Genomic DNA, 20,388 nt, shown 5'->3' with positions numbered 1-20,388 from the left:
AGGGAGGACGGCCTTGAACGCGCCAACCGAAGAGCACCATCAGCCGGTATGGGCCCGGAAGCAGACGCGCCGGCGCGGGGGCGGGGGGCTGTTCGGCAAGCTGATCCTGTTCGCCGTATTGATGGCGGTGTTCGTCTTCTTCGCCGCCCCGGCTGTCGCATTCTTCGGCATCCGTTCGGCGGCCGAGGCCAGCGACGTCGCCGGGCTTTCACGACTGATCGACTATGCCGCCGTCCGCCAGTCCCTGCGGCCGCAACTCGACGGCGATCCGGCCGCTTCGGCTCCGGCGCCGTCCTTCATGGAAGACCCCATCGGCGCCGTCCGACGCCAGATCGAACAGGCGACGGCGGCTCCCGCGCCGGACGTCGACGCCTATCTGACCCCCGCGGCCATTGCGGCCCTGACCCGCGGCGAGGGGCGGTACGCCTCGCAGCGCGTCGAAGGCGGCTTGCCTTCGCCGGACAACGCCGACACCGGCGGTCCGATGCCGAAGCCGGTCTACTGGGGCATGAACCGCGCCCGGATGAGCGTCGCTGACGAGGGCGGGTCCGAGACGGTCTTCACCTTCGAGCGCAAGGGGCCGTTCGAGTGGAAGCTGGTCCATATCGGTCTGCCCGATGGCGTCGCGCCGGCGGCCGCCGCCCCGCCTGCTCCGACGGTCCGCGGGAGCGGCAAGAACGGCGGTTGATCCCTTGCACCCTTGGCGGCCCTGCGCGACTCGGGCAACCGTAGCGGTAGGGAGGCGTTACGACGCCAGAGGGTTGCATGAACAGATCACTGATCGTCGGCGTCGCCGTCGGGGCCCTGGCCCTGTTCGGAATCGCCTGGGCCGCCGCGCCAGTGCTGGCGGCGCAGGCCCTGATCCGCGCGGCCAAGGCCGGGGATGAGGACAGGATCGAGACGCTGGTCGACTTTCCGTCGCTGCGCGAAAGCCTGAAGTCCGAGCTCAACGCTGAACTGATGGCGCGCATGAGCCGCGATCCGCGCGTGACCGACAGCGGTCTCGGCGGCCTCGGGATGATGCTGGCGCCGATGATCCTGTCCGGGGCGGTCGACACTCTGGTCACGCCTGAGGTGGTCGCGCACATGGTCACCACGGCCGAGGCGCCCGATCCCACACGCCGCCCCGCGCCCGAACCGGCCGGGGACGAGGCCGATGGCGACGACATCCACCAGTCCTGGGGCTATCGCAGCCTGAACGAATTCGCCGTCACCCTGACCGACCGGGACCAGCCGGACGACCACCTCGCCCTGATCCTGGAGCGCCGCGGCCTGTTCGACTGGAAGCTGGCGGCGGTGGACCTGCAGACGGGGCCGGAGGCCTAACCCGCCAGCGCCGCCCGCACCGCGGCGAGGCCCTCTTCGGCTTTCGACCCGTCCGGGGCTCCGCCCTGGGCGAAATCCGGCTTGCCGCCGGCGCCCTGACCGCCCATGGCGATCACAGCGACCCGGGCGAGGTCGGCGGCGTTGACGCGACCCGCCATGTCCGAGGTCACTGCGACGGTGATGGCCGCCTTGCCCTCGGTCACGCCGACCAGGGCCACGACGCCCGAGCCGACCTGTTTGCGGAAGTCCTCGGCCACGCCGCGCAGGCCCTTGCCGTCGACGCCGTCGAGGACGCGGGCGATCAGCTTGACGCCGTTGATCTCCTCCGGCGCGGCGTTGGCGGAGGCGCCGCCGCCGCCGAGGGCCAGCTGCTTCTTCAGCTCTGCGACCTGTTTCTCCAGCGCGCGGCGGTCGGCGGCCAGGGCCTCGACGCGGGCGGGGACGTCGGCGACCTGGACCTTGAACGACTGGGCCAGCGATTTCGCCACCCCGGCCTGGGCCAGCAGATACTGGCGCGCGGCCTCGCCGGTCAGGGCCTCGATGCGGCGCACGCCGGCGGCGATGCCGGTCTCCGACACGATCTTGAACAGGGCGATGTCGCCGGTGCGGGCGACATGGGTGCCGCCGCACAGTTCGACGGAGTAGGGGCCCTCGCCGGTCAGGGCGCGGCCGAGCGTCAGCACCCGGACCTCGTCGCCGTATTTCTCGCCGAACAGGGCGACGGCGCCGGCGGCGATGGCCTCCTGCGGGCCCATCATCTTCGTTTCGGCGGGCAGGTTCTGGCGGATGACGGCGTTCACCTCATCCTCCATCCGGGCCAGTTCGTCCTCGGTGACCGGGGCGTTGTGGCTGAAGTCGAAGCGCAGGCGTTCGGCGTCGACCATCTGGCCCTTCTGGGCCACATGGCCGCCCAGCACATTGGCCAGGGCCTTGTGCAGCAGGTGGGCGGCGGAATGGTTGGCGCGGGTGGTCAGGCGGGCGGCGGCGCTGGAGCGTAGCTGGGCGCGGGCGCCGATGGCGAGGGTTCCCGAGGTCACCTCGATGCGGTGGGCGAACAGGTCGCCGGCATGCTTCTGGACGTCGAGGACGGTCCCCGCGCCGGTCTCGCCGTGCGCGTCGGTCCATTCGATCTCGCCCTTGTCGCCGGCCTGGCCGCCGCCCTCGCCGTAGAAGGGGGTCTGGTCGAACAGGACCTCGGCGGTCTCGCCGGGCGCCAGTTCGTCGACCGAGGCGCCGCCACGCACGATGGCGAGGACCTCGCCCGTGCCCTCGACTGCGTCATAGCCGGTGAAGACGGTGGGGCCGAGCCGGTCGCGCAGGGCCAGCCATTCGCCGGTCGAGGCGGTCTGGCCCGACCCGGTCCAATGCTCGCGGCTGCGGGCCTTCTGTTCGTTCATGGCGGCGTCGAAGGCGTCGGTGTCGACGGTGAAGCCGCGACGGCGCGCCTCGTCCTGGGTCAGGTCGAGCGGGAAGCCGTAGGTGTCATAGAGGGTGAAGGCGGTCTGGCCCGACAACACGCCGCCCTCGCCGAGGTCGCGCGAGGCGTCCTCCAGCAGGCCCATGCCGCGGCCGAGGGTGGTGCGGAAGCGGATCTCTTCCTGCTTCAGCGTGTCTTCGACGAAGGCCTGGGCGCGCTTGAGCTCGGGGAAGGCCTCGCCCATCTCGGCGACGAGGGTCGGCACCAGCCGGTGCATCAGGGGGTCGGCGGCGCCCAGCAGGTGGGCGTGACGCATGGCCCGGCGCATGATCCGGCGCAGCACATAGCCGCGGCCCTCGTTCGAGGGGGTGACGCCGTCGGCGATCAGGAAGGACGACGAGCGCAGGTGGTCGGCGATGACCCGGTGGCTGGCGGCCATGGCGCCGTTGGGATCGGTCGAGGTGGCGTCGGCCGAGGCCGCGATCAGGGTCTGGAACAGGTCAGTGTCGAAGACAGAATTCTTGCCCTGCAGGACCGAGGCGATGCGCTCCAGCCCCATGCCGGTGTCGACGCTGGGCTTCGGGAGGGAGCGGACGATCTCGTCGTTCTCCTTCTCAAACTGCATGAAGACGTTGTTCCAGATCTCGACGAACCGGTCGCCGTCCTCATCCGGCGAACCCGGAGGGCCGCCGGGCACGTGGTCGCCGTAGTCCCAGAAGATCTCGGTGCAGGGCCCGCAGGGGCCGTTGTCGCCCATGGCCCAGAAATTGTCGGAGCCGGCGATGCGGATGATCTTGTCGTCGCTGAAGCCGGTGACCTTCTTCCAGATCGCCGCGGCCTCGTCGTCATCGATATAGACGGTGACCAGCAGGCGGTTCGGGTCGAGGCCGAAATCCTTCGTGACCAGGTTCCAGGCGCGATCGATCGCGTGTTCCTTGAAATAGTCTCCGAAGGAGAAATTCCCCAGCATCTCGAAGAAGGTCAGGTGCCGGGCGGTGTAGCCGACATTGTCCAGATCGTTGTGCTTGCCGCCCGCGCGGACGCATTTCTGCGAGCTGGTGGCGCGGGGCCAGGGCGGGGTCGAGGCGCCGGTGAAATAGTCCTTGAACGGCACCATGCCCGCATTGACGAACAGCAGGGTCGGGTCGTTCTGCGGCACCAGCGGGGCCGAATGGACCTTCTCGTGCCCGTCGGCGGCGAAATAGTCGAGGAAGGTCGAGCGGATCTGTTTGAGGCTGGACATGACGGTGCGCGTTCGGTCGGGGGAGAAACGGGGAACGGGCGTCATATAGGGGTTTCAGCCCCAATGCATCACCCGCCCGTGATGGTGACGGCTCAGCCGGCGCCGAGCATGCGGCGCGCCACCCAGGCGATGGGCAGGCCCACGGCCAGGATATGGACCGCGACGGGTTTCAGCGCGGTCATCAGGTCGGCGGGCGGCGTCAGCGTCGAGGCCGACATCGGCACCACGAGGAAGGTCATGGCCAGCCAGACCGCGACGCCGAACGCTACCCCGACGGGGAACCAGAAGCGGCGCAGCGCAGGGAAGGCGGCGGCGGCGGCGATGAAGATGACGGCGATGACCAGCATGAGGGCGAAATGGGAGGCCAGACCGAGCCAGGCCGTGGGCCAGCCGCCGCGATACGCCGCCGGACCGAGCCAGCCGCCGGCGACGGACTGCAGCACGACCCGGGCGGGAACCTGAAGATTGGTGATGATGGCGGCGCTGATGTCGAGCGCCCCGGCCAGCAGGCCGGCGTAGAGAGCGGTGCGGGCCAGGGTCACGGTGCTGGCGACGTCGGTCATAGCGGGCTCCCTTGGGTGTGACGTTCGCGCGGGTGGCGGGCCGGTGCAAGAGGGCGGGGACGGGCTCCGGACAGATCGCCGCACGACCGGGCATCGCCGGGCGTGAGGGCCGACGGAGGTGTAGGATGCGCCCATGTCCACGCTTGAGGTCTGGTTTGACGGCGACTGCCCCCTGTGCCGGCGCGAGATCGCTGTGATGCGCAGGCTGGACCGGCGCGGCGCCATCGCCTTCACCGACGTGGCGAACGGTCAGGGAAGCTGCCCGCTCGACCGGGCCGAACTGCTGGCCCGGTTCCATGCGCGCGAGGACGGGGCCATGCTGTCGGGCGCCGCGGCCTTCGCCGCCATGTGGCGCGCCATACCCCTGTTGCGGCCGTTCGGCCTCGCGGCGCGGAACACGATGGTGCTGGGGCTGCTGGAGCGGCTGTACATCGCCTTTCTGCGGATTCGTCCGGCGCTGGCCCGTCGGCTTCGACGATAAAAAAGGGCCGCCCGGTCCGGGTGGAGACCAGGCGGCCCGCTCCGTCCGGCCCGGCCCCGCGGGGGTCGAGGCGGGTCGCGGGACCCGGCCGGAGAAGGTTCATGCCTCCCCCGCAGGGGGTGGAGGAGGGTCGGCGGAGCCGATCCGCCGACGGGACCACGCGCAGCGTGGTGGAGGGGTCTGACCGCAGGCTCGGTGCGAAGGACACGCCCCTCCACCGTCGTTCCGACGGTCCCCCTTCCCTGAAAGGGAGGAATGGCCGGCCCTACCCCTCCAGGTCCTGGCCCTCGTCCGGCTCGGGCGTGCCCAGCAGTTCCTCGGCGATCTTGGTGGTCGAGGCGCGCACGGCCTTTTCGATCGAGTCGGCGATGTCGGGATTGGCCTTGAGGAAGGCGCGCACGTTCTCGCGGCCCTGGCCGATGCGCTGGCTGTCGTAGGAGAACCAGCTGCCGGACTTCTCGACGATGCCGGCCTTGACGCCCAGGTCGATGATCTCGCCGAGCTTGGAGATGCCTTCGCCGTACATGATGTCGAAGATGACCTCGCGGAACGGCGGGGCGACCTTGTTCTTGACCACCTTCACGCGGGTGGTGTTGCCGACGACCTCGTCGCGGTCCTTGATCGCGCCGGTGCGGCGGATGTCGAGGCGGACCGAGGCGTAGAATTTCAGCGCATTGCCGCCCGTCGTCGTCTCGGGCGAGCCGTACATGACGCCGATCTTGTGACGGATCTGGTTGATGAACAGGACGATGCACTGCGACTTGTTGATCGAGGCGGTCAGCTTGCGCAGGGCCTGGCTCATCAGACGGGCCTGCAGGCCGGGCAGGCTGTCGCCCATCTCGCCCTCGATCTCGGCGCGCGGCGTCAGGGCGGCGACGGAGTCGACCACCACGATGTCCACGGCGCCCGAGCGGACCAGGGTGTCGACGATCTCGAGCGCCTGCTCGCCCGTATCGGGCTGGGACACCAGCAGGTCGTCGAGGTTGACGCCCAGCTTTTGGGCGTAGCCCGGGTCGAGCGCGTGTTCGGCGTCGACGAAGGCGGCGGTGCCGCCGGCCTTCTGGATCTCGGCCACGGTGTGCAGGGCGAGCGTCGTCTTGCCCGAGCTTTCCGGCCCGAAAACCTCGATCACCCGGCCGCGCGGCAGGCCGCCGATGCCGAGCGCCATGTCGAGGCCCAGGGAGCCGGTCGAGACGGACGGAATCTCCGCCACCACCCCGCCCTTGCCGAGCTTCATCACCGAGCCCTTGCCGAAGGCGCGGTCGATCTGGGCGATCGCCGCCTCCAGAGCCCGCTGTTTATCGCCGTCGTCCCGGGTCACCAATTTCAGATTCGCCTGTGCCGCCACCTTGCCGCTCTCCCTTGCCATGATTCCCGCTGGGTACTCTGGAGGAGAGGCCCGCCTTCGGTCCGATGACCGTGACCCACTCCCTTTGTGAGCGGCACTATGTGCATGGTTTGTTCTGGTTGCCAATATGTTCTTTTTTGAACGCCGGCCGGATACGACCGATTTTGACGTAGGGTCGCCGCCCGCCGGATCGTGAGGCGGCGGCGGACGGTCTGGAACGGTCCTTGACGCTCGCCGGCCGGGCCGGTTCCCAGCACGGCTTGATCCAGATCACGGGTCGAGGGTTCGTTCGCTGGCATATTGCGAGAACCAGCCCGGATCCTGCCCTCATGCCACAATGGACGAGACAATCACACGCGCCGGGCGACCCAGGGCGCCCGCCCGGCCGATGACAGGCTCCGAGGATAAACGGGCGCCGCCGCACCCGCTGTGCTTTCGCGCCCGCGGCGTGACCCGGGTCTATGGGGCCGGCGCCGCGGCGGTTCACGCCCTGCGCGGCGTGGATCTCGATCTGCCCGACGGCGAACTGGTCGTGGTGCTGGGCGCGTCCGGCAGCGGCAAGTCGACGTTTCTCAACATCCTCGGCGGGCTGGACATCCCGACCGAGGGCGAGGTTCTGTTCCGCGGCGAGGACATCAGCCGGGCGAACCAGCACCAGTTGACCGAATATCGCCGCCGGCACATCGGCTTCGTCTTCCAGTTCTACAACCTGATGCCGAGCCTGACGGCGCGCGAGAACGTGGCCCTCGTCACCGAGATCGCCGAGGCTCCCCTGAGCCCGGAACAGGCCCTAGCCATGGTCGGTCTTGAGAACCGTCTGGATCACTTTCCGGCCCAGCTGTCCGGCGGCGAGCAGCAGCGCGTGGCCATCGCCCGCGCCGTGGCCAAACAGCCGTCCGTGCTGCTTTGCGACGAGCCGACGGGCGCGCTGGATTCGGCGACCGGGATTCTGGTGCTGGAGGCGCTCAAGACGGTCAACGACACCCTCGGCGCCACGACCCTGCTGATCACGCACAACGCCGCCATCGCCGCCATCGCCGACCGCGTGGTGATCTTCGCCGACGGGCGGGTGCGCGAGGTTCGCGAGAACGCCGACAAGCGGGCGCCCGGGGAGATCTCCTGGTGAACCGTCTTCCGGCCTGGATGGGGGCGCTGGACCGCAAGCTGGTGCGGGAGCTCTGGGGCATGAAGACCCAGGCGCTCGCGATCGCCTTCGTCATCGCGGGGGGCGTCGCCGTCCATCTGCTCGCCGCCGGAATGCTGAGTTCGCTGCAGGAGACCCGACGGGCCTACTATGAGCGCTATCTGTTCGCGGACCTGTGGGCCCCGACTGTGCGCGCGCCCCAGCGTCTGATCGCCGACATCCGGGCCATCGACGGCGTCCAGGCCGCGACGACCCGCATCCGCGTTCCGGCGCTCTTCGCCATGGAGGGGATGAGCGCCCCCGCGACCGGCGAGGTCCTGTCATTGCCGGACGTGGGCGAGGCGGCGGTCAATCGGCTCCATCTGGTGCGCGGCCGTCTGCCGGTCGCGGGACAGAGGGATGAGGCGGTCGTGCTCCAGGCCTTCGCCGACGCGCACGGGCTGGAGATCGGCGACACGGTTCCGGCCACCCTCTACGGCGGTCGCCGGCGCCTGACCGTGGTCGGGATCGCCCTGTCGCCCGAGCATGTCTACGCCATCGGCCCGGGCCAGTTCGTGCCCGATGACCGCCTGTTCGGCGTGCTCTGGATGCGACGGGGTGCCCTGGCGCAGGCCGTCAACCAGGACGAGGCCTTCAACGAGGCGGTGGTGCGCCTCTCTCGCGACGCTTCGGAGCCGGCGGTGATCGCCCGTCTGGACCGTCTTCTCGAGCCCTATGGGGCGCCGGGCGCCTATGGCCGCGCCGACCAGATATCGGACGCCTTCGTATCCAGCGAGATCGACCAGCTGGCGACCATGGGCCGGGTCCTGCCGCCGGTCTTCCTGCTGGTGGCGGCCTTCCTGGTCAATGTCGTGGTTTCAAGGCTGATCGCCGTCCAGCGCGCCGGCATCGGACTGTTGAAGGCCTTCGGCTACCGCGACCGCGACATCATCGGCCACTATCTCAAACTGGTCGCCGTCATAGCGGCGACGGGGGTGCTGATCGGGGGCGCGGCGGGGATATGGCTCGGCCGGGGCATGGCGGAGCTCTATATGGAATACTACCGCTTTCCCTTCCTGCTGTTTCAGGCCGACCCGGCCGACTACGCCACCGTGATCGGCGTGGCGATGCTGACGGTCATGGGCGGCGCGGCCCTGGCCGTGCGGCGGGCCGCGGCCCTGAACCCGGCGGAAGCCATGACCCCCGCGCCGCCGCCTGACTATTCCAAGGTCGCGGGCGCGTGGATCACCCGGATGAGGGTGCTGGACCAGCAGTCGCGCATGATCCTGCGCCAGATCATCCGCTGGCCCTGGCGCGCGGCCCTGACCGTGGCCGGGATCGCCGCCTCGGGCGCCCTTCTGATCGGGACCCTGTCGATGATGGACGGGATCGAGGTGATGATCGATTCCAGCTTCAACGTATCGAACCCCCACGATGTGTCGGTGAGCTTCGTCGAGCCCCGGTCGCGCGCCGCCCTGTTCAGTCTCGCCCGCGAGGACGGGGTGCTGGCCGCCGAGCCGTTTCGCGTCGTCCCGGTCCGCCTGCGCCACGGCGCGCGCGAGGAGCGGGCGGTGATCACCGGCGCGCCGCTGGACGGGACCCTGTCGCGGATGGTCGACACGGACAACCGGCCGGTCCAGCCGCATCCCGGCGGGCTGGTCCTGTCCAGCGACCTGGCCGCCAAGCTCGGGATCGAGGCCGGGGACACCGTCGAGGCGCAGGTCACGGAAGGCCGGCGGCCCTTGCTGGCGCTGCCGGTCTCGGCCGTCACCGCCAGCTATGTCGGCTCCGGGGCGCGGATGCGGATCGAGGATCTGAACCGGGCCCTGGAAGAGGGGGCGCTGGTGTCGGGCGCCTGGCTGACGGTCGACGCCGACCGGACCGGGAGTCTCTATGCGCGCCTGAAGGAAACCCCGTCGGTCGCCGGCGTGGGTCTGCAGGCGGAGGCCGTCAAACGCCTGGCCGCCATGCTCGACGAGAATCTCGGCCGCTCCATCCTGACCTTCTTCCTCTTCGCCGGCCTGATCGCCTCGGGCGTGGTCTACAATACGGTTCGCATTTCCTTCGCCGAGCGCCGGCGCGAGCTGGCCTCGCTGCGGGTGCTCGGCTTTTCCCGCGCTGACGTGTCCTACATACTGCTGGGGGAGGTGGCCTTTCTGACCCTTCTGGCCTTGCCGCTGGGCGCGGCGGCGGGGGCCGGTCTCGCCTGGTATCTGGCCCACGCCATGAGTTCGGATCTGTTCCGGCTGCCCTTCGCCGTCGCGCCCGCGACCTTCGGCATGGCCGGGGCGGTGGTGCTGGTCATCACCGTCGTGGCGAGCCTGATGGTGCGAAGTCAGATCGACCGGCTCGATCTGGCCGAAGCCTTGAAGACCGGAGAGTAGCGCCATGAAGATCAACCGGTTCAATCTCAAATTCCGGACCCTGTTCTGGGTCGCCGCCGCGCTGGCGCTGGCCGGGTTGCTGGTCTTCGCCTTCCGGCCGCGGCCGGTCCTCGTGGACCTCGGCGAGATCAGCCGGGGTGCGCTGACGGTCGCGGTTCGCGACGAGGCGCGGACGCGGGCGCGGAACGTCTATGTGGTGTCCGCTCCGGTGTCGGGCCGGCTGCTTCGGATCGGCAACCGCGCGGGCGAACGGGTCGAGGCCGGGGCGGTGATCGCGACAATCCAGCCGGCCCCGGCGATCTTCGTGGACGCGCGGTCCCGGCTGGAAATCCAGGCCGGGGTTCGCTCGGCCGAAGCCGCCCTGGCCCTCGCCCGCGCCGAGCTGGAAGGCGTCGAGGCCCGGCTGGCCCATGCGCGGATCGAGGCCGAACGGACCGAGACCCTATTCGCCGCCGATATCGCCTCCCGGAGCGCCCTCGATCGGGCCCGCCTCGATGTCCGCACCGCCGCCGCCGCCGTCGGCAACGCCCGGGCGGGCGTCGGCGTGCGGCAGGCGGCCCTCGAGGCGGCTCGCGTGCGATTGATCGAGCCGTCGGCCGCGGGTTCCGGCGCCCGCGCCGTGTCCATTCGCGCGCCCGTGACAGGCCGGGTGCTGCGGGTGTTGCAGGAGAGCGAAAGCGTGGTCGTCCAGGGCGCGCCGGTGATGGAGATCGGCGACCCCCGCGATCTCGAGGTGGTCGCCGAACTGCTGTCGAGCGACGCGGCGCGGATCTCCGAGGGGGCGCCGGCCGTGATCGACGCCTGGGGCGACGGCCCGGCGCTTCAGGGTCGGGTCCGGCAGGTCGAACCGTATGGCTTCCTCAAGATCTCGGCCCTCGGCGTCGAGGAGCAGCGGGTCAATGTGATCATCGATCCCGTCGATCCTCCCGCGGCCTGGGCGGCGGTGGGTCATGGGTACAGGGTCGAGGCGGCGGTGACGGTCTGGCAGGCCGAGTCGGTGGTCCGGGCGCCCGTGGCCGCCCTGTTCCGGCACGAGGGACAGTGGGCCGTGTTCAAGGTCGAGGGCGGCCGCGCCCGCCTGCAGCGGGTCGAGATCGGCCAGAACAATGGCGACCTCGCCGAGGTTCGCGCCGGGCTGAGGCCGGGCGAGCGGGTGGTGCTCCATCCGGGGCAGTCCATTTCGGACGGCATGGCGGTAAGGGTCCGGTCTTCCTCGCCCGGCCTTGAATAGGGCGGGGCCCGGCGCGGGTCAGGACAAAAATGACCTGTAGGACCGCCGGCCAGGGATTGATCCTCAAGCTTCGCCATGCGTTCAGGGCGGATGACAAAACCCTCCAAGCCCGCCGTCCTCTCCATCCGCAACGCCAAACTGGCCGATGTGAACGCCATCTCGGCCCTCGTGGCCAAGGTCTACAAGGACATGCCGGCCTATACGCCGGGCATGCTGCGCGGCCAGATCGCGGCCTTCCCCGACGGCCAGTTCGTGGTCGAATACGCCGACGAGATCGTCGGCTACGCCGCCGGTTTCCGCATCGACGAGAAGACGGCCATGGCGCCGCACACCTGGACCCAGATCACGGGCGGCGGATACGCGGCGCGGCACGATCCGGTCGGCGACTGGTTCTACGGCATGGAGGTATGCGTCGATCCCGACCGGCGGCGGCTGCGCATCGGCCAGAGGCTGTATGACGCGCGGCGCGACCTGTGCGAGGCCGAGAACCTGCGCGGCATCGTCTTCGGCGGGCGGATGCCGGGGCTGGCGCGGCGCAAGGCGGCCTATCCGGACGCGCGCGAATATCTGGACGCGGTGACGGCGCGCAAGCTGAACGATCCGGTGATCGGTTTCCACATGCGCTCGGGCTTCGAGCCGATCGGGGTGCTGGAGAACTACCTGACCTCGGACACGGCCTCGATGGGCCATGCGGCGCACATGGTCTGGCGCAATCCCTATTACACTGAGACGCACGGCCGGGGCGCGGCCTTCGCGGTCAAGGAGACGGTGCGGGTGGCGACGGTGCAGCTGCAGGCCCGCAAGGTCGCCAGCTTCGAGGAGTTCATCGCCAACATCGAATATTTCGTCGATGTGACCTCGGACTACCGATCCGATTTCGTGGTCTTCCCCGAGCTGTTCACGCTTCAGCTGCTGTCGCTGGAGTCGAAGAAGCTGAGCCCGGTGGAGTCGATCGAGGCCCTGACCCGCTATACGCCGCGCTTCGTCGAGGCGATGCGCAAGATGGCGGTCGAGTACAATATCAACATCATCGGCGGCTCCCATCCGACGCAGACGGACGACGGCGACATCCAGAACGTCGCCTATGTCTTCCTTCGCGACGGCTCGGTGCACGAGCAGGAGAAGATTCACCCGACGCCGAACGAGCGGCACTGGTGGAACATCAAGGGCGGCGACCGGGTGCACGCCATCCCCACCGACTGCGGGCCGATCGGGGTGCTGATCTGCTACGACTCCGAGTTCCCCGAGCTCGCGCGGCGGCTGGTGGACGAGGGGGCGCGGCTGCTGTTCGTGCCCTTCTGCACCGACAACCGGCAGGGCTATCTGCGGGTGCGCTACTGCTCGCAGGCGCGGGCGATCGAGAACCAGTGCTACGTCATCCTGTCGGGCAATGTCGGCAATCTGCCGAACGTCGAGAACATGGACATCCAGTACGCGCAGTCCTGCATCCTGACGCCGTGCGACTTTCCCTTCGCGCGGGACGGGGTGGCGGCCGAGGCCAGCGAGAATGTCGAGACGGTGACGGTGGCCGACCTCGACCTGTCGGACCTGGCCTGGGCCAAGTCGCAGGGCACGGTGCGGAATCTGCGGGACCGGCGGTTTGATCTCTACAAGACGGTGTGGACGGACGGGGGTTGAGGCTTCAGGCCGGCCGCCGCCACGCCACGATGCGGACCGTCGAGATCTGGACCGCCTCGCCGTGCTGGTTCCGCGTGGTGCTGCGGGTGCGGATCATGCCGCGGTCGGGGCGGGAGCGGGACGGGGTGATCTCCAGCACCTCGACATGGACGGTCAGGGCGTCGCCGGGCCGGGTCGGGCGGGGCCAGGTGGTCTCGCCGCCGGCGCCGACGAGGCCGCCGGCCAGCGGGAAACACTGCACCAGCATGCGCATGGTCAGGGCGGCCGTGTGCCAGCCGCTGGCCGCGAGGCCCTCGAACAGGGTGTCGCGGGCGGCCTCCTCGTCGAGGTGGAAGGGCTGGGGGTCGAACTCGGCGGCGAAGGCCTTGATCGCCTCGGTTGTCACGGTGACGGGGTCGCTGACGAAGGTCTGACCGACGTGGAGGTCTTCGAGCCAGAGGGGCGAGGCCATCATCGGTCAGGCCGTGCTGGCCGCGATCATCGGCTCCGTGACCTGGGCCGCGACCGACAGGCTGGCGCCGAGAATCAGGGCCGCCGCGGCGGCGACCAGCAGGGGCCGGGCCAGGCCCTGTTCCGGGCTGAGCGGCCGGATCAGCATCAGCACCAGCAGGCCGAGCAGGACCAGTACGCCCGGCATATCCATGCCGATGCCGAGGAAGACCGTGTGGGCCTGGGCCATGATCCATCCGGCGCCGAGCGCGGCGGCGACGGCGGCGGGGGCCAGCGAGCCGGGACGGGCCAGGCCGGGGTCCAGGAAGGCGGCCAGGGCGGCGGCGACGGCGGCCAGCAGGCCGGTCCAGACGAACAGGAAGGCGGCCTCGGGCGCTAGCGCCTGGGCTGCTGCCGCGAGGATCAGGATCAGGCCGATCAGGCCCGTCCAGCCGCCCCAGGTCGAGCGGGCGGCGAGGCCGGGGAACAGCGACAGGCCGGCGGCGATGACCGCGGCGCCGATGACGATCGGGTTCAGCCCGCCAAGGATGACGGCTGCGACGGCGGCGATGGCGATGACGCCCGCGACGATGCGGCGATCAAGGCGCGTGCGGCCGCCGAACAGGGCGAGGGCCACGGCCAGCACGGTCAGGGCGGCGCCCGCCTCCATCCACGGCAGCCGGGCCAGCAGGGTGTAGTAGGCGTCGGCGCTTTCGGCCCGTCCTGACAGCGGCCCGGCCAGCAGGCGCACGAGCTGGGTCAGGACCAGTCCCGTCGACAGGAACCAGAGGCCGTCGACCGCCCCTCGCCCGGCGTCGGCGAAGGTCAGGCCCGCGTGCGACCGCGCGCGCCAGACGGCGAGGCCGAGGCCGAGGAAGGCCAGTCCCAGCAGGCCCCATCCCATGATCGGCGCATGGCCGACGACGACGCGGCCGAACAGGTCGGCATAGACCAGATTGGCGGTGGCGGCGGGCAGGGCCGGCGCGCGCAACAGGGCGTCGGCCGTCTCCAGCGCCTGCGAGCCGATGTGCTGGACGCTGCCCTGGTCGAGCGCGCCGGGGGTCGAGACGGGGGCGTGGTACTGTTCCGGTCTGCCGATGAAGGCGAGATTGATCCCCTGGACGCCGCGGTCCTTGGGAATGGTGAAGTCGGTGCCGTTGGGCATGGCCTCATAGACGAACACAGCCAGCGAATTGGACGAGACGCCGCCGGTGGCCCGGGCCCCGGCGCGGGCGAACAGGCTGATGGTTTCGGCGTTGCCGCGCCCGGTCTCGAACATCATGGCCCGGCCGCCGCCGCCGCGCGCCTCGAGATTGACCACCGCCCCGATGCGGTCGCGCAGGGGGTGGCCGCCCCAGAAGGCGCGGGCGCCGTCGAGGTTCAGCTCCTCGCCGTCGGTCAGGATCACGACCAGGGTGCGGTCGGCGGGCCCGCGGGCGCGGATGGCGCGGACGGCCTCGAGGATGGCGGCCACGCCGGCGCTGTCGTCGGCCGCGCCGGCGGAGTCGGGGACGGTGTCGTAGTGGGCCATCAGGGCGACGGCGGGCAGGCGGGGATCCTGCCCGGGCAGGACGCCGATAAGATTGGTCAGCTCGACCCCGGCCACTGAGCCGCCTTCCCGCTCGAGCCGGCGCACGGCCGCGGGGGAGAGGGCGCCGGTCTGGGTCGAGGTCTGCAGACCCAGGGCCGCCATCCGTTGCAGCAAGACGGCCTGGACCCGCGCATGGTCGGCCGAACCGACCGGATGCGGCCGGCGGGCGATCTCGCGGACGTCCGCCATGGCCCGTCCGGCCGAGAAGGCGGCGACCGGGGCGCCGACGCCTGCCGGCGCCGGAACCTGCAAGGTCAGCACCGCAATCAGCAGCGCGAGCGCCAACGACCCGACCAGCCATAGCAACCGCATGAGTCATCCTCCCCGATGAAGGGGCAGGCTAGCGGGCTGTGAGGCCGGCGTCATCCTCGGCTGAGGGGTTTCGATCGACGGTCTGCGGAGCGGGCTCCGGCGGGGCAGGGCGCGCTACCGCCGGCTCCCGCTGTGAATGCAAATGGGTCGGGCAGAAATTCGGGTCGCGAGCGACCCAGGCGCGCGGATCATAGTCGACAACAGACGAGGCGTAGTTCCGGCAACCATGCCCTCTGGTGGTGACGCCGGGGCATCGGTGACGACCCTCGGCGGCGCGCCATGCGTCCAGCTGCTCGACCGTGACCTGAAAGAAGGCCGCCACCGCAGCGTCAGCGTCGCCGCCGGTCCGCACGATCTCATTCAGGCCGCCCCAGACGCGGGCGACCCGCTGGGGGAAGGGAAGCTCCGACTTGCCGGCTCTCACGCGTCCTGCGTCCCTGTCGGGACGCTGCAGGGGAGCCCGGCGATCTGCGCCCGAAAGGCGGCGCGGGCCTTGCGCAGGGTCGTGAACCTGTTTGGTTCTCTCGCGCCGGGGCGGGTGAGCAGATAGCGCGACACCGACACGCCGCGCGGCATCTCGTGCCTGACCTCGATCAGCCGCGTTCCGATCGCCGCAGCGAGGATGATTTCCCTTGGCGCCATGGGCGTCGAACCAGCGGCTCCAGCTAGAGCCGGACCCGCCGCCCTTTCGCGAACCACGCCATGAACACACGATAGACCCAGCCGCGCCTCTGGCGCGGTTCCTCACTCCTGGCCGTCCGGCCCCGGCCCCTGTAGCGACGAACGATCAAGCAAGCCTCCCCAGGCGGTTCCCGCGTATAACCGCGAGGCCCCCGGTTCGTTGCTGTGTCGGTAAGCGTACGCCAGGCGAGGGGCTGCCGGGACCGGAGAGCGGGGAGATGGCGCGCGGGACAGGGTTGGCCCCCGCCTTGCGGAGGCCCGGTTAGCGTCTCAGGCCACCCGCCGCAGCGCCGCCGGGGATTTGACGAACAGGCCCTTACGGCCGGCCACCGGGCGGAAGGCGATGCTGTCGTTCTCCGGCTGCTCGTCGGGGCCGAGGAACAGGCAGCCGTCGTCGATCAGCCGCCGTTCCAGGTTGTCGAACATCTCGCCGCGCCGGGCCGGATCGGCGTCGCCCAGGACATGGCGGCAGAAGATGATGTCGAACTGGTGAGCGTCAGTCGGGGCGTCGACCAGATTGGCCCGGGCGAAATGGACCATGGCGCGGAGCTCGGCGCGGGCGATCCAGGCGTCCTCGGCCTGGTCGAAATGGCGCAGCATGGTCTCGGCCTTGAGGCCGCGCTGGATTTCAAACCCGGTGTAGGCGCCGGACCGGGCCTTCTCCAGCGCGCGCTGGGACAGGTCGGTGGCGACGATCTCGACGGCGACGCCGGCTTCTTGGGCGGCGATGGCCAGGGACCAGGCCTCCTGGCCGGTCGAACAGCCGGCGGACCAGATCTTGACCGGCTGGCCGCCGCGGGCCTTGCCGAGCGCGGGCAGCAGTTCCTTGCCCAAGGTGTCGAAGCTGACCCGGTCGCGCCGGAACCATGTCTCCGGATTCAGCAGCGCCTCGATCACGGCCCAGCCGAGACTGGCGACGGGCCTGGCCCAGAGCGAGCCCAGCATGGCATCGACGGTCTCGAACCCCTCGCGCCGGGCCACCGGCCCCAACCGGTGTTCGGCCAGCTTCATCCGGTCGCGCGTCAGCCGGAAGCCCGCGCGCGAGGCCATCAGCGATTGCAGGCGATCGAAGTCGTCCGGGCTCATGGGGTCAGACGGCCCCCACTTCAGCGAATTTCGAGGTCAGGATCTCGCCGTCGAACGGCTTCATCACATAGTCGTCGGCGCCGGCCAGAAGAGCCTCGGCGATGCGCTCGGCGCGGGTCTCGATGGTGCAGAACAGGACCTTGGGGGCCATGCCGCCGGGCAGGGCGCGCAGGCGGCGCAGGAAGGTCATGCCGTCCATCACAGGCATTGACCAGTCCAGCAGGATGACCTCCGGGATCACCCCGCCGCAGAAGGCGAGGGCTTCGGACCCGTCGGCGGCCTCGTCGACCTCAAAGCCGAGCCCCTCGACGATGCGGCGCGCAACCTTGCGGATGATCCGGCTGTCATCGACGATCAGACAGGTTCTGGGGGTCAAGATCAGGATTCCAATGCAAGAACGCACAACGCCCGCGTGTACACAGGGCCTATAATCGGCCCGCGCCGGTTAATGACTCCTTGGGAAACCGGCTTAAGTGTCAGTTAGGCATGTGGGCGGTCAGCACGACCCGCCCCTCCTCGGCCTGCACATCCAGCGAGCCGCCGGCGTCACGGGCGGTCAGCCAGAGCCAGTAGGGCTGGATCCATTGGCCTGGCAGGCCCTCGGACAGCGGCTGGCCTGCCAGGCCGGCGACGGCCTCCCCCTTCAGGCGGGCGCGGGCGCCCTCGGCCAGACCTTCGATGACCAGGGCGGCGCCGTCGGTCCGCGTCGCGATGGTCGCCACCCCGCCGGACGGCAGGGCGGCCATGGTCAGATAGGCCAGGTTCACCAGCGCCCGCGACTGGGCCTTGGAATAGCTCGTGTCCGCGACGGTCCAGGTCAGCGTCGCCCGCCCGCCCTCGGTCAGGCCGGAGACCAGCTCACCCAGCTCGGCGCCCGAGAACCGCTCGGATGAGGTCGCCGCGCCGAAGGCCACGCGGGCGAAGGCGACCAAGGCCACCATCTTCTTCGCGCTGGCCTCGATCAGCCCCATGGCGTCGTCGCGCATGTCCTGGGCCGTGGGGTCTTTCAGCAGGTCGAGGCCTGAGCTGATCGCGCCGGCCGGGCTGATGAAATCGTGGCACAGCTTGCCGGCGATCAGGGCGGCCAAGGCCTGGCCGTCGGGGAGGGGGGTGGCGGGGGCGGTGTCGGTCATCGGGCCTTGCGCGCAACAGTCTGAAACTGGCCGGACGCTGACCTGATTTGCCGGTTCGCGAAACCGGTCCGATGCTCTAATCCGGCGGGCATGAGTAAACGACTGACCGCCGACCTCGCGTCCGGCGCACTGACCGAGGCCCTGGCCGACCTCGCCGAGGACGCCGCGCGGGTCATTCTGCCCTACTGGCGCAACGGGGTGGTGGCTGAGTCCAAGGCCGACGACAGTCCGGTCACCCGCGCCGATCAGGAGGCCGAGGCCCTGATCCTCGCACGTCTGGCGATCCTGTATCCGGGCGTTCAGACCGTGGCCGAAGAGGCCGTCGCCGCCGACGGTCTGCCCGCCTCGGCCGAGGACTGGTTCTGGCTGATCGATCCGCTGGACGGCACCCGGGGCTTCGTCGAAGGGCGTGAGAGCTTCACCGTCAATATCGCCCTGATCCACAAGGGCGCGCCCGTGGCCGGGGTGGTCACGGCCCCCGCGACGGCGACCACCTGGCGCAGCGGGGCGCCGGGCGCGGGCGCGTTCCGCCGCCGGTTCGGCGAAAGCTGGCAGCCGATCAAGGTGCGCAACCGGCCCGCCTCGCCCATGGCGGTGATGAGCCACTCCATGACCGACGTCGAGGCCGAACGGCTGGCCTCGCGCCACGGCTGCGTCCAGTGGCAGGGCATGGATTCGTCGCTGAAATTCTGCCTGATCGCCGAGGGAAGGTTCGACGCCTATCCGCGCACCGGCCCGACCTCGGAATGGGACACGGCAGCGGGTCAGGCGGTGCTGGAAGCCGCCGGCGGCCGGGTCATGTCCGGGGATGGTCAGCCGCTGCGATACGGCAAGCCGGGCTTCGGCAACGGCGGGTTCGTGGCGCTGGGAGGCTGACGCGGGTTACAGGCCGTTGGCGCGCATGCCTATGGGCATCAGATAGGCTCTCATTTCCGGCCAATCGACTCGCCCGTCGCTGCCCGTGTCCATGAGGCGCACCCACAGGGAGTTGCTCGCCTCTTCCGCGATGCGATCGCCGTCTGCGTTCTGATGTCCCCGTTCCGCCATGGGAGCTTCGGCAAGATCAATATAGCCGTCGCCGTTGCGGTCGGTGAGCTCGAAGCTGCGGCGGTACTGCCGTTCCAGCTCAGCAGGATCCTTGCTGACGAAATGGGTTGAGCTGCCGATCGTCGCCCGGGCTCCCGGGCTCAGCGCCGAGGACGGATCGCCCCATATCAGTACGGTTGCGAAAAGCGCGGAAAGCATGGCGATCCTCCGTGGTTGCAACCACAGGCTCGCCGTTGGCGGTTAAGGAAGGCCTAAGAGAACCTTGGACTAGCGGACGGCAGCGTCTGAAAGCGGCGCTCTCGCTCAGGCCGGTGCGAAACGGGGCCGGCGGCACGCCACTTTTGAGAGAACAACTCTTGACTGCATAAAGAATTGTCGATCACCTTAAACGTTAATGGAATGTTAACGCAGGAGGCGACGATGAAGGGTTTTTCGAGACTGGTTGCGGGAGCGCTCTTTGCGGCCGCCACGCTGACGGCCATCCCGTCACTCGCACAGCAGGCTCCGCCGCCGAAGGCCACGGTTTGCGACGAGACCTGGGTGCCGCAGTGCGTTGTGAACCCGGATGGGTCCTACCACTGCGTCTATGTCCTGGTCTCAAACAACTGCCGCGAGGTCGAGATCACGATCAATCCTGACCCCTGACCCCTGAGCCTAGTCTGAGGGGCTGGAGCGCTGGAAGCCGACGGTTTCAGGCATCGCGGCCGTCGCGCGCCGGATCAGGGCGGGAGCGCCCCATTCGCGGGCGGTCTCCATGGCCTCGGCCAACATCATGCCGACGGCGCGCGGTTCGGTCGCCGTCAGCCGCGCCTTGGCCAGGGCCAGATGCGCCATGCCGATCTGGTCGGCGACCCATTCCAGCGGCTGGGCCCCGGCGGACTCGGCCAGACCGCGCCGGACGACGGCTTCCAGCCCGGTCAGGCTCTCGACATCGCCCATGGCCTCGGCGAGGGCCGTCTCGGCCGCAAGCCGCCTTTCACGGGCGAGCGCGCCCAGGATCAGACCGGGTTCACGCGTCAGGGACTCGGCCTGGATCAACCGCGCGAGCGGCGTATCGGCGTCGGCCGGGGCCAGCTGCACGGCCACCCAATCCAGCGGGCTGTGATCGGGGGTGAACTGGTCGGCGGCGGCGGCGAACAGGGCCTGGCCCTGGGTTGTCGCGGCCTCGTCCTTCGCCAGACGGGCCAGCGCCATCAATCCGGCGCCGGCGAGCGCCAGCGCGCGGGCCCGGGTCAGGGGCCGGTAGTCCGGCGAGGCGGATTCGACGAGCACCCGCAGGTCGCGCCCGGCCTGGTCCAGCAGTCGCCCGTCGCGGCGCGCCACCCCGGCTTCGAGCCCGAGCGCAGCCCGGTCCA

Annotated in this window: 20 protein-coding genes and 1 pseudogene; 9 read left to right on the top strand and 12 right to left on the bottom strand. The window is 70.0% G+C overall.

The window, feature by feature from the left end:
* Positions 1-13 precede the first annotated feature (13 nt).
* Positions 14-688, top strand: a complete 675-nt coding sequence (locus tag QQJ79_RS05230) for a DUF2939 domain-containing protein (protein ID WP_284221861.1) — start codon at positions 14-16, stop codon at positions 686-688.
* Between the two features lie 77 nt (positions 689-765).
* The gene (locus QQJ79_RS05225; protein WP_284221860.1) at positions 766-1,326 is read left to right on the top strand and encodes a DUF2939 domain-containing protein; all 561 of its coding nucleotides are present in this window, start codon (positions 766-768) and stop codon (positions 1,324-1,326) included.
* Here the strand turns inward: QQJ79_RS05225 and alaS are convergent.
* Positions 1,323-3,986, bottom strand: a complete 2,664-nt coding sequence (gene alaS, locus QQJ79_RS05220; protein WP_284221880.1) for an alanine--tRNA ligase — start codon at positions 3,984-3,986, stop codon at positions 1,323-1,325. The genes QQJ79_RS05225 and alaS overlap by 4 nt on opposite strands.
* A gap of 92 nt (positions 3,987-4,078) precedes the next feature.
* Positions 4,079-4,549, bottom strand: coding sequence for a hypothetical protein (locus tag QQJ79_RS05215; RefSeq protein ID WP_284221859.1), 471 nt, complete (start codon positions 4,547-4,549; stop codon positions 4,079-4,081).
* Positions 4,550-4,682: 133 nt separating this feature from the next.
* Here QQJ79_RS05215 and QQJ79_RS05210 point away from each other — a divergent pair, with 133 nt between their 5' ends.
* Positions 4,683-5,030, top strand: coding sequence for a DUF393 domain-containing protein (locus tag QQJ79_RS05210; protein WP_284221858.1), 348 nt, complete (start codon positions 4,683-4,685; stop codon positions 5,028-5,030).
* 265 nt (positions 5,031-5,295) lie between these two features.
* Here QQJ79_RS05210 and recA read toward each other — a convergent pair whose 3' ends face one another.
* Positions 5,296-6,378 (bottom strand): recombinase RecA, encoded by a 1,083-nt coding sequence (recA, locus tag QQJ79_RS05205; RefSeq protein ID WP_055827892.1) that lies wholly within the window; start codon positions 6,376-6,378, stop codon positions 5,296-5,298.
* Between the two features lie 448 nt (positions 6,379-6,826).
* On the opposite strand from recA, the gene QQJ79_RS05200 reads away from it, so the two are divergent.
* From QQJ79_RS05200 to QQJ79_RS05185, 4 genes are all read left to right on the top strand, one after another.
* Positions 6,827-7,504 carry an ABC transporter ATP-binding protein gene (locus QQJ79_RS05200; protein ID WP_284221854.1) on the top strand — a complete coding sequence of 226 codons (678 nt, stop codon included), beginning with the start codon at positions 6,827-6,829 and terminating at the stop codon, positions 7,502-7,504.
* The gene (locus QQJ79_RS05195) at positions 7,501-9,885 is read left to right on the top strand and encodes an ABC transporter permease (RefSeq protein ID WP_284221852.1); all 2,385 of its coding nucleotides are present in this window, start codon (positions 7,501-7,503) and stop codon (positions 9,883-9,885) included. The genes QQJ79_RS05200 and QQJ79_RS05195 overlap by 4 nt, the downstream gene beginning before the upstream one ends.
* 4 nt (positions 9,886-9,889) lie before the next feature.
* A complete protein-coding gene (locus QQJ79_RS05190) occupies positions 9,890-11,116 on the top strand; it encodes an efflux RND transporter periplasmic adaptor subunit (RefSeq protein ID WP_284221850.1) in 1,227 nt (408 codons plus the stop codon).
* 90 nt (positions 11,117-11,206) lie between these two features.
* Positions 11,207-12,754, top strand: a complete 1,548-nt coding sequence (locus tag QQJ79_RS05185) for a bifunctional GNAT family N-acetyltransferase/carbon-nitrogen hydrolase family protein (protein WP_284221848.1) — start codon at positions 11,207-11,209, stop codon at positions 12,752-12,754.
* 4 nt (positions 12,755-12,758) lie between these two features.
* On the opposite strand, the gene QQJ79_RS05180 is transcribed toward QQJ79_RS05185, so the two are convergent.
* The 7 genes from QQJ79_RS05180 to chpT form a co-directional block, all read right to left on the bottom strand.
* Positions 12,759-13,205, bottom strand: coding sequence for a MaoC family dehydratase (locus QQJ79_RS05180; RefSeq protein WP_284221846.1), 447 nt, complete (start codon positions 13,203-13,205; stop codon positions 12,759-12,761).
* A 6-nt stretch (positions 13,206-13,211) separates the two neighbouring features.
* Entirely contained in the window at positions 13,212-15,086 is a 1,875-nt protein-coding gene (locus QQJ79_RS05175; protein WP_284221844.1) for a M20/M25/M40 family metallo-hydrolase, read from the bottom strand.
* 28 nt (positions 15,087-15,114) lie between these two features.
* Positions 15,115-15,510 carry a hypothetical protein gene (locus QQJ79_RS05170; protein WP_284221842.1) on the bottom strand — a complete coding sequence of 132 codons (396 nt, stop codon included), beginning with the start codon at positions 15,508-15,510 and terminating at the stop codon, positions 15,115-15,117.
* The gene (locus QQJ79_RS05165; RefSeq protein ID WP_284221841.1) at positions 15,507-15,728 is read right to left on the bottom strand and encodes a hypothetical protein; all 222 of its coding nucleotides are present in this window, start codon (positions 15,726-15,728) and stop codon (positions 15,507-15,509) included. The genes QQJ79_RS05170 and QQJ79_RS05165 overlap by 4 nt, the downstream gene beginning before the upstream one ends.
* Positions 15,729-16,037: 309 nt before the next feature.
* Positions 16,038-16,853, bottom strand: coding sequence for a CheR family methyltransferase (locus QQJ79_RS05160; protein ID WP_284221839.1), 816 nt, complete (start codon positions 16,851-16,853; stop codon positions 16,038-16,040).
* 4 nt (positions 16,854-16,857) lie between these two features.
* A complete protein-coding gene (locus tag QQJ79_RS05155) occupies positions 16,858-17,229 on the bottom strand; it encodes a response regulator (RefSeq protein WP_284221836.1) in 372 nt (123 codons plus the stop codon).
* A gap of 100 nt (positions 17,230-17,329) precedes the next feature.
* A complete protein-coding gene (gene chpT, locus QQJ79_RS05150; RefSeq protein ID WP_284221834.1) occupies positions 17,330-17,986 on the bottom strand; it encodes a histidine phosphotransferase ChpT in 657 nt (218 codons plus the stop codon).
* A gap of 90 nt (positions 17,987-18,076) precedes the next feature.
* Here chpT and cysQ point away from each other — a divergent pair, with 90 nt between their 5' ends.
* Entirely contained in the window at positions 18,077-18,862 is a 786-nt protein-coding gene (gene cysQ, locus QQJ79_RS05145; protein ID WP_284221832.1) for a 3'(2'),5'-bisphosphate nucleotidase CysQ, read from the top strand.
* A 6-nt stretch (positions 18,863-18,868) separates the two neighbouring features.
* Here cysQ and QQJ79_RS05140 read toward each other — a convergent pair whose 3' ends face one another.
* The gene (locus QQJ79_RS05140) at positions 18,869-19,231 is read right to left on the bottom strand and encodes an EF-hand domain-containing protein (protein WP_284221829.1); all 363 of its coding nucleotides are present in this window, start codon (positions 19,229-19,231) and stop codon (positions 18,869-18,871) included.
* Between the two features lie 222 nt (positions 19,232-19,453).
* Between QQJ79_RS05140 and QQJ79_RS05135 the strand changes: the two genes are divergently transcribed.
* Complete coding sequence (locus tag QQJ79_RS05135; protein WP_284221827.1) at positions 19,454-19,678, top strand: hypothetical protein; 225 nt, start codon at positions 19,454-19,456, stop codon at positions 19,676-19,678.
* A 9-nt stretch (positions 19,679-19,687) separates the two neighbouring features.
* On the opposite strand, the pseudogene QQJ79_RS05130 reads toward QQJ79_RS05135, so the two are convergent.
* Positions 19,688-20,388: pseudogene (locus tag QQJ79_RS05130) on the bottom strand (hypothetical protein); the annotation flags it as partial.

This window comes from Brevundimonas denitrificans (genome assembly GCF_030160755.1).
GTDB classification, from domain to species: domain Bacteria; phylum Pseudomonadota; class Alphaproteobacteria; order Caulobacterales; family Caulobacteraceae; genus Brevundimonas; species Brevundimonas denitrificans.
The sequence above is the reverse complement of the archived record's forward strand: the minus strand, read 5'-3'. Positions and strand labels throughout refer to the sequence as shown.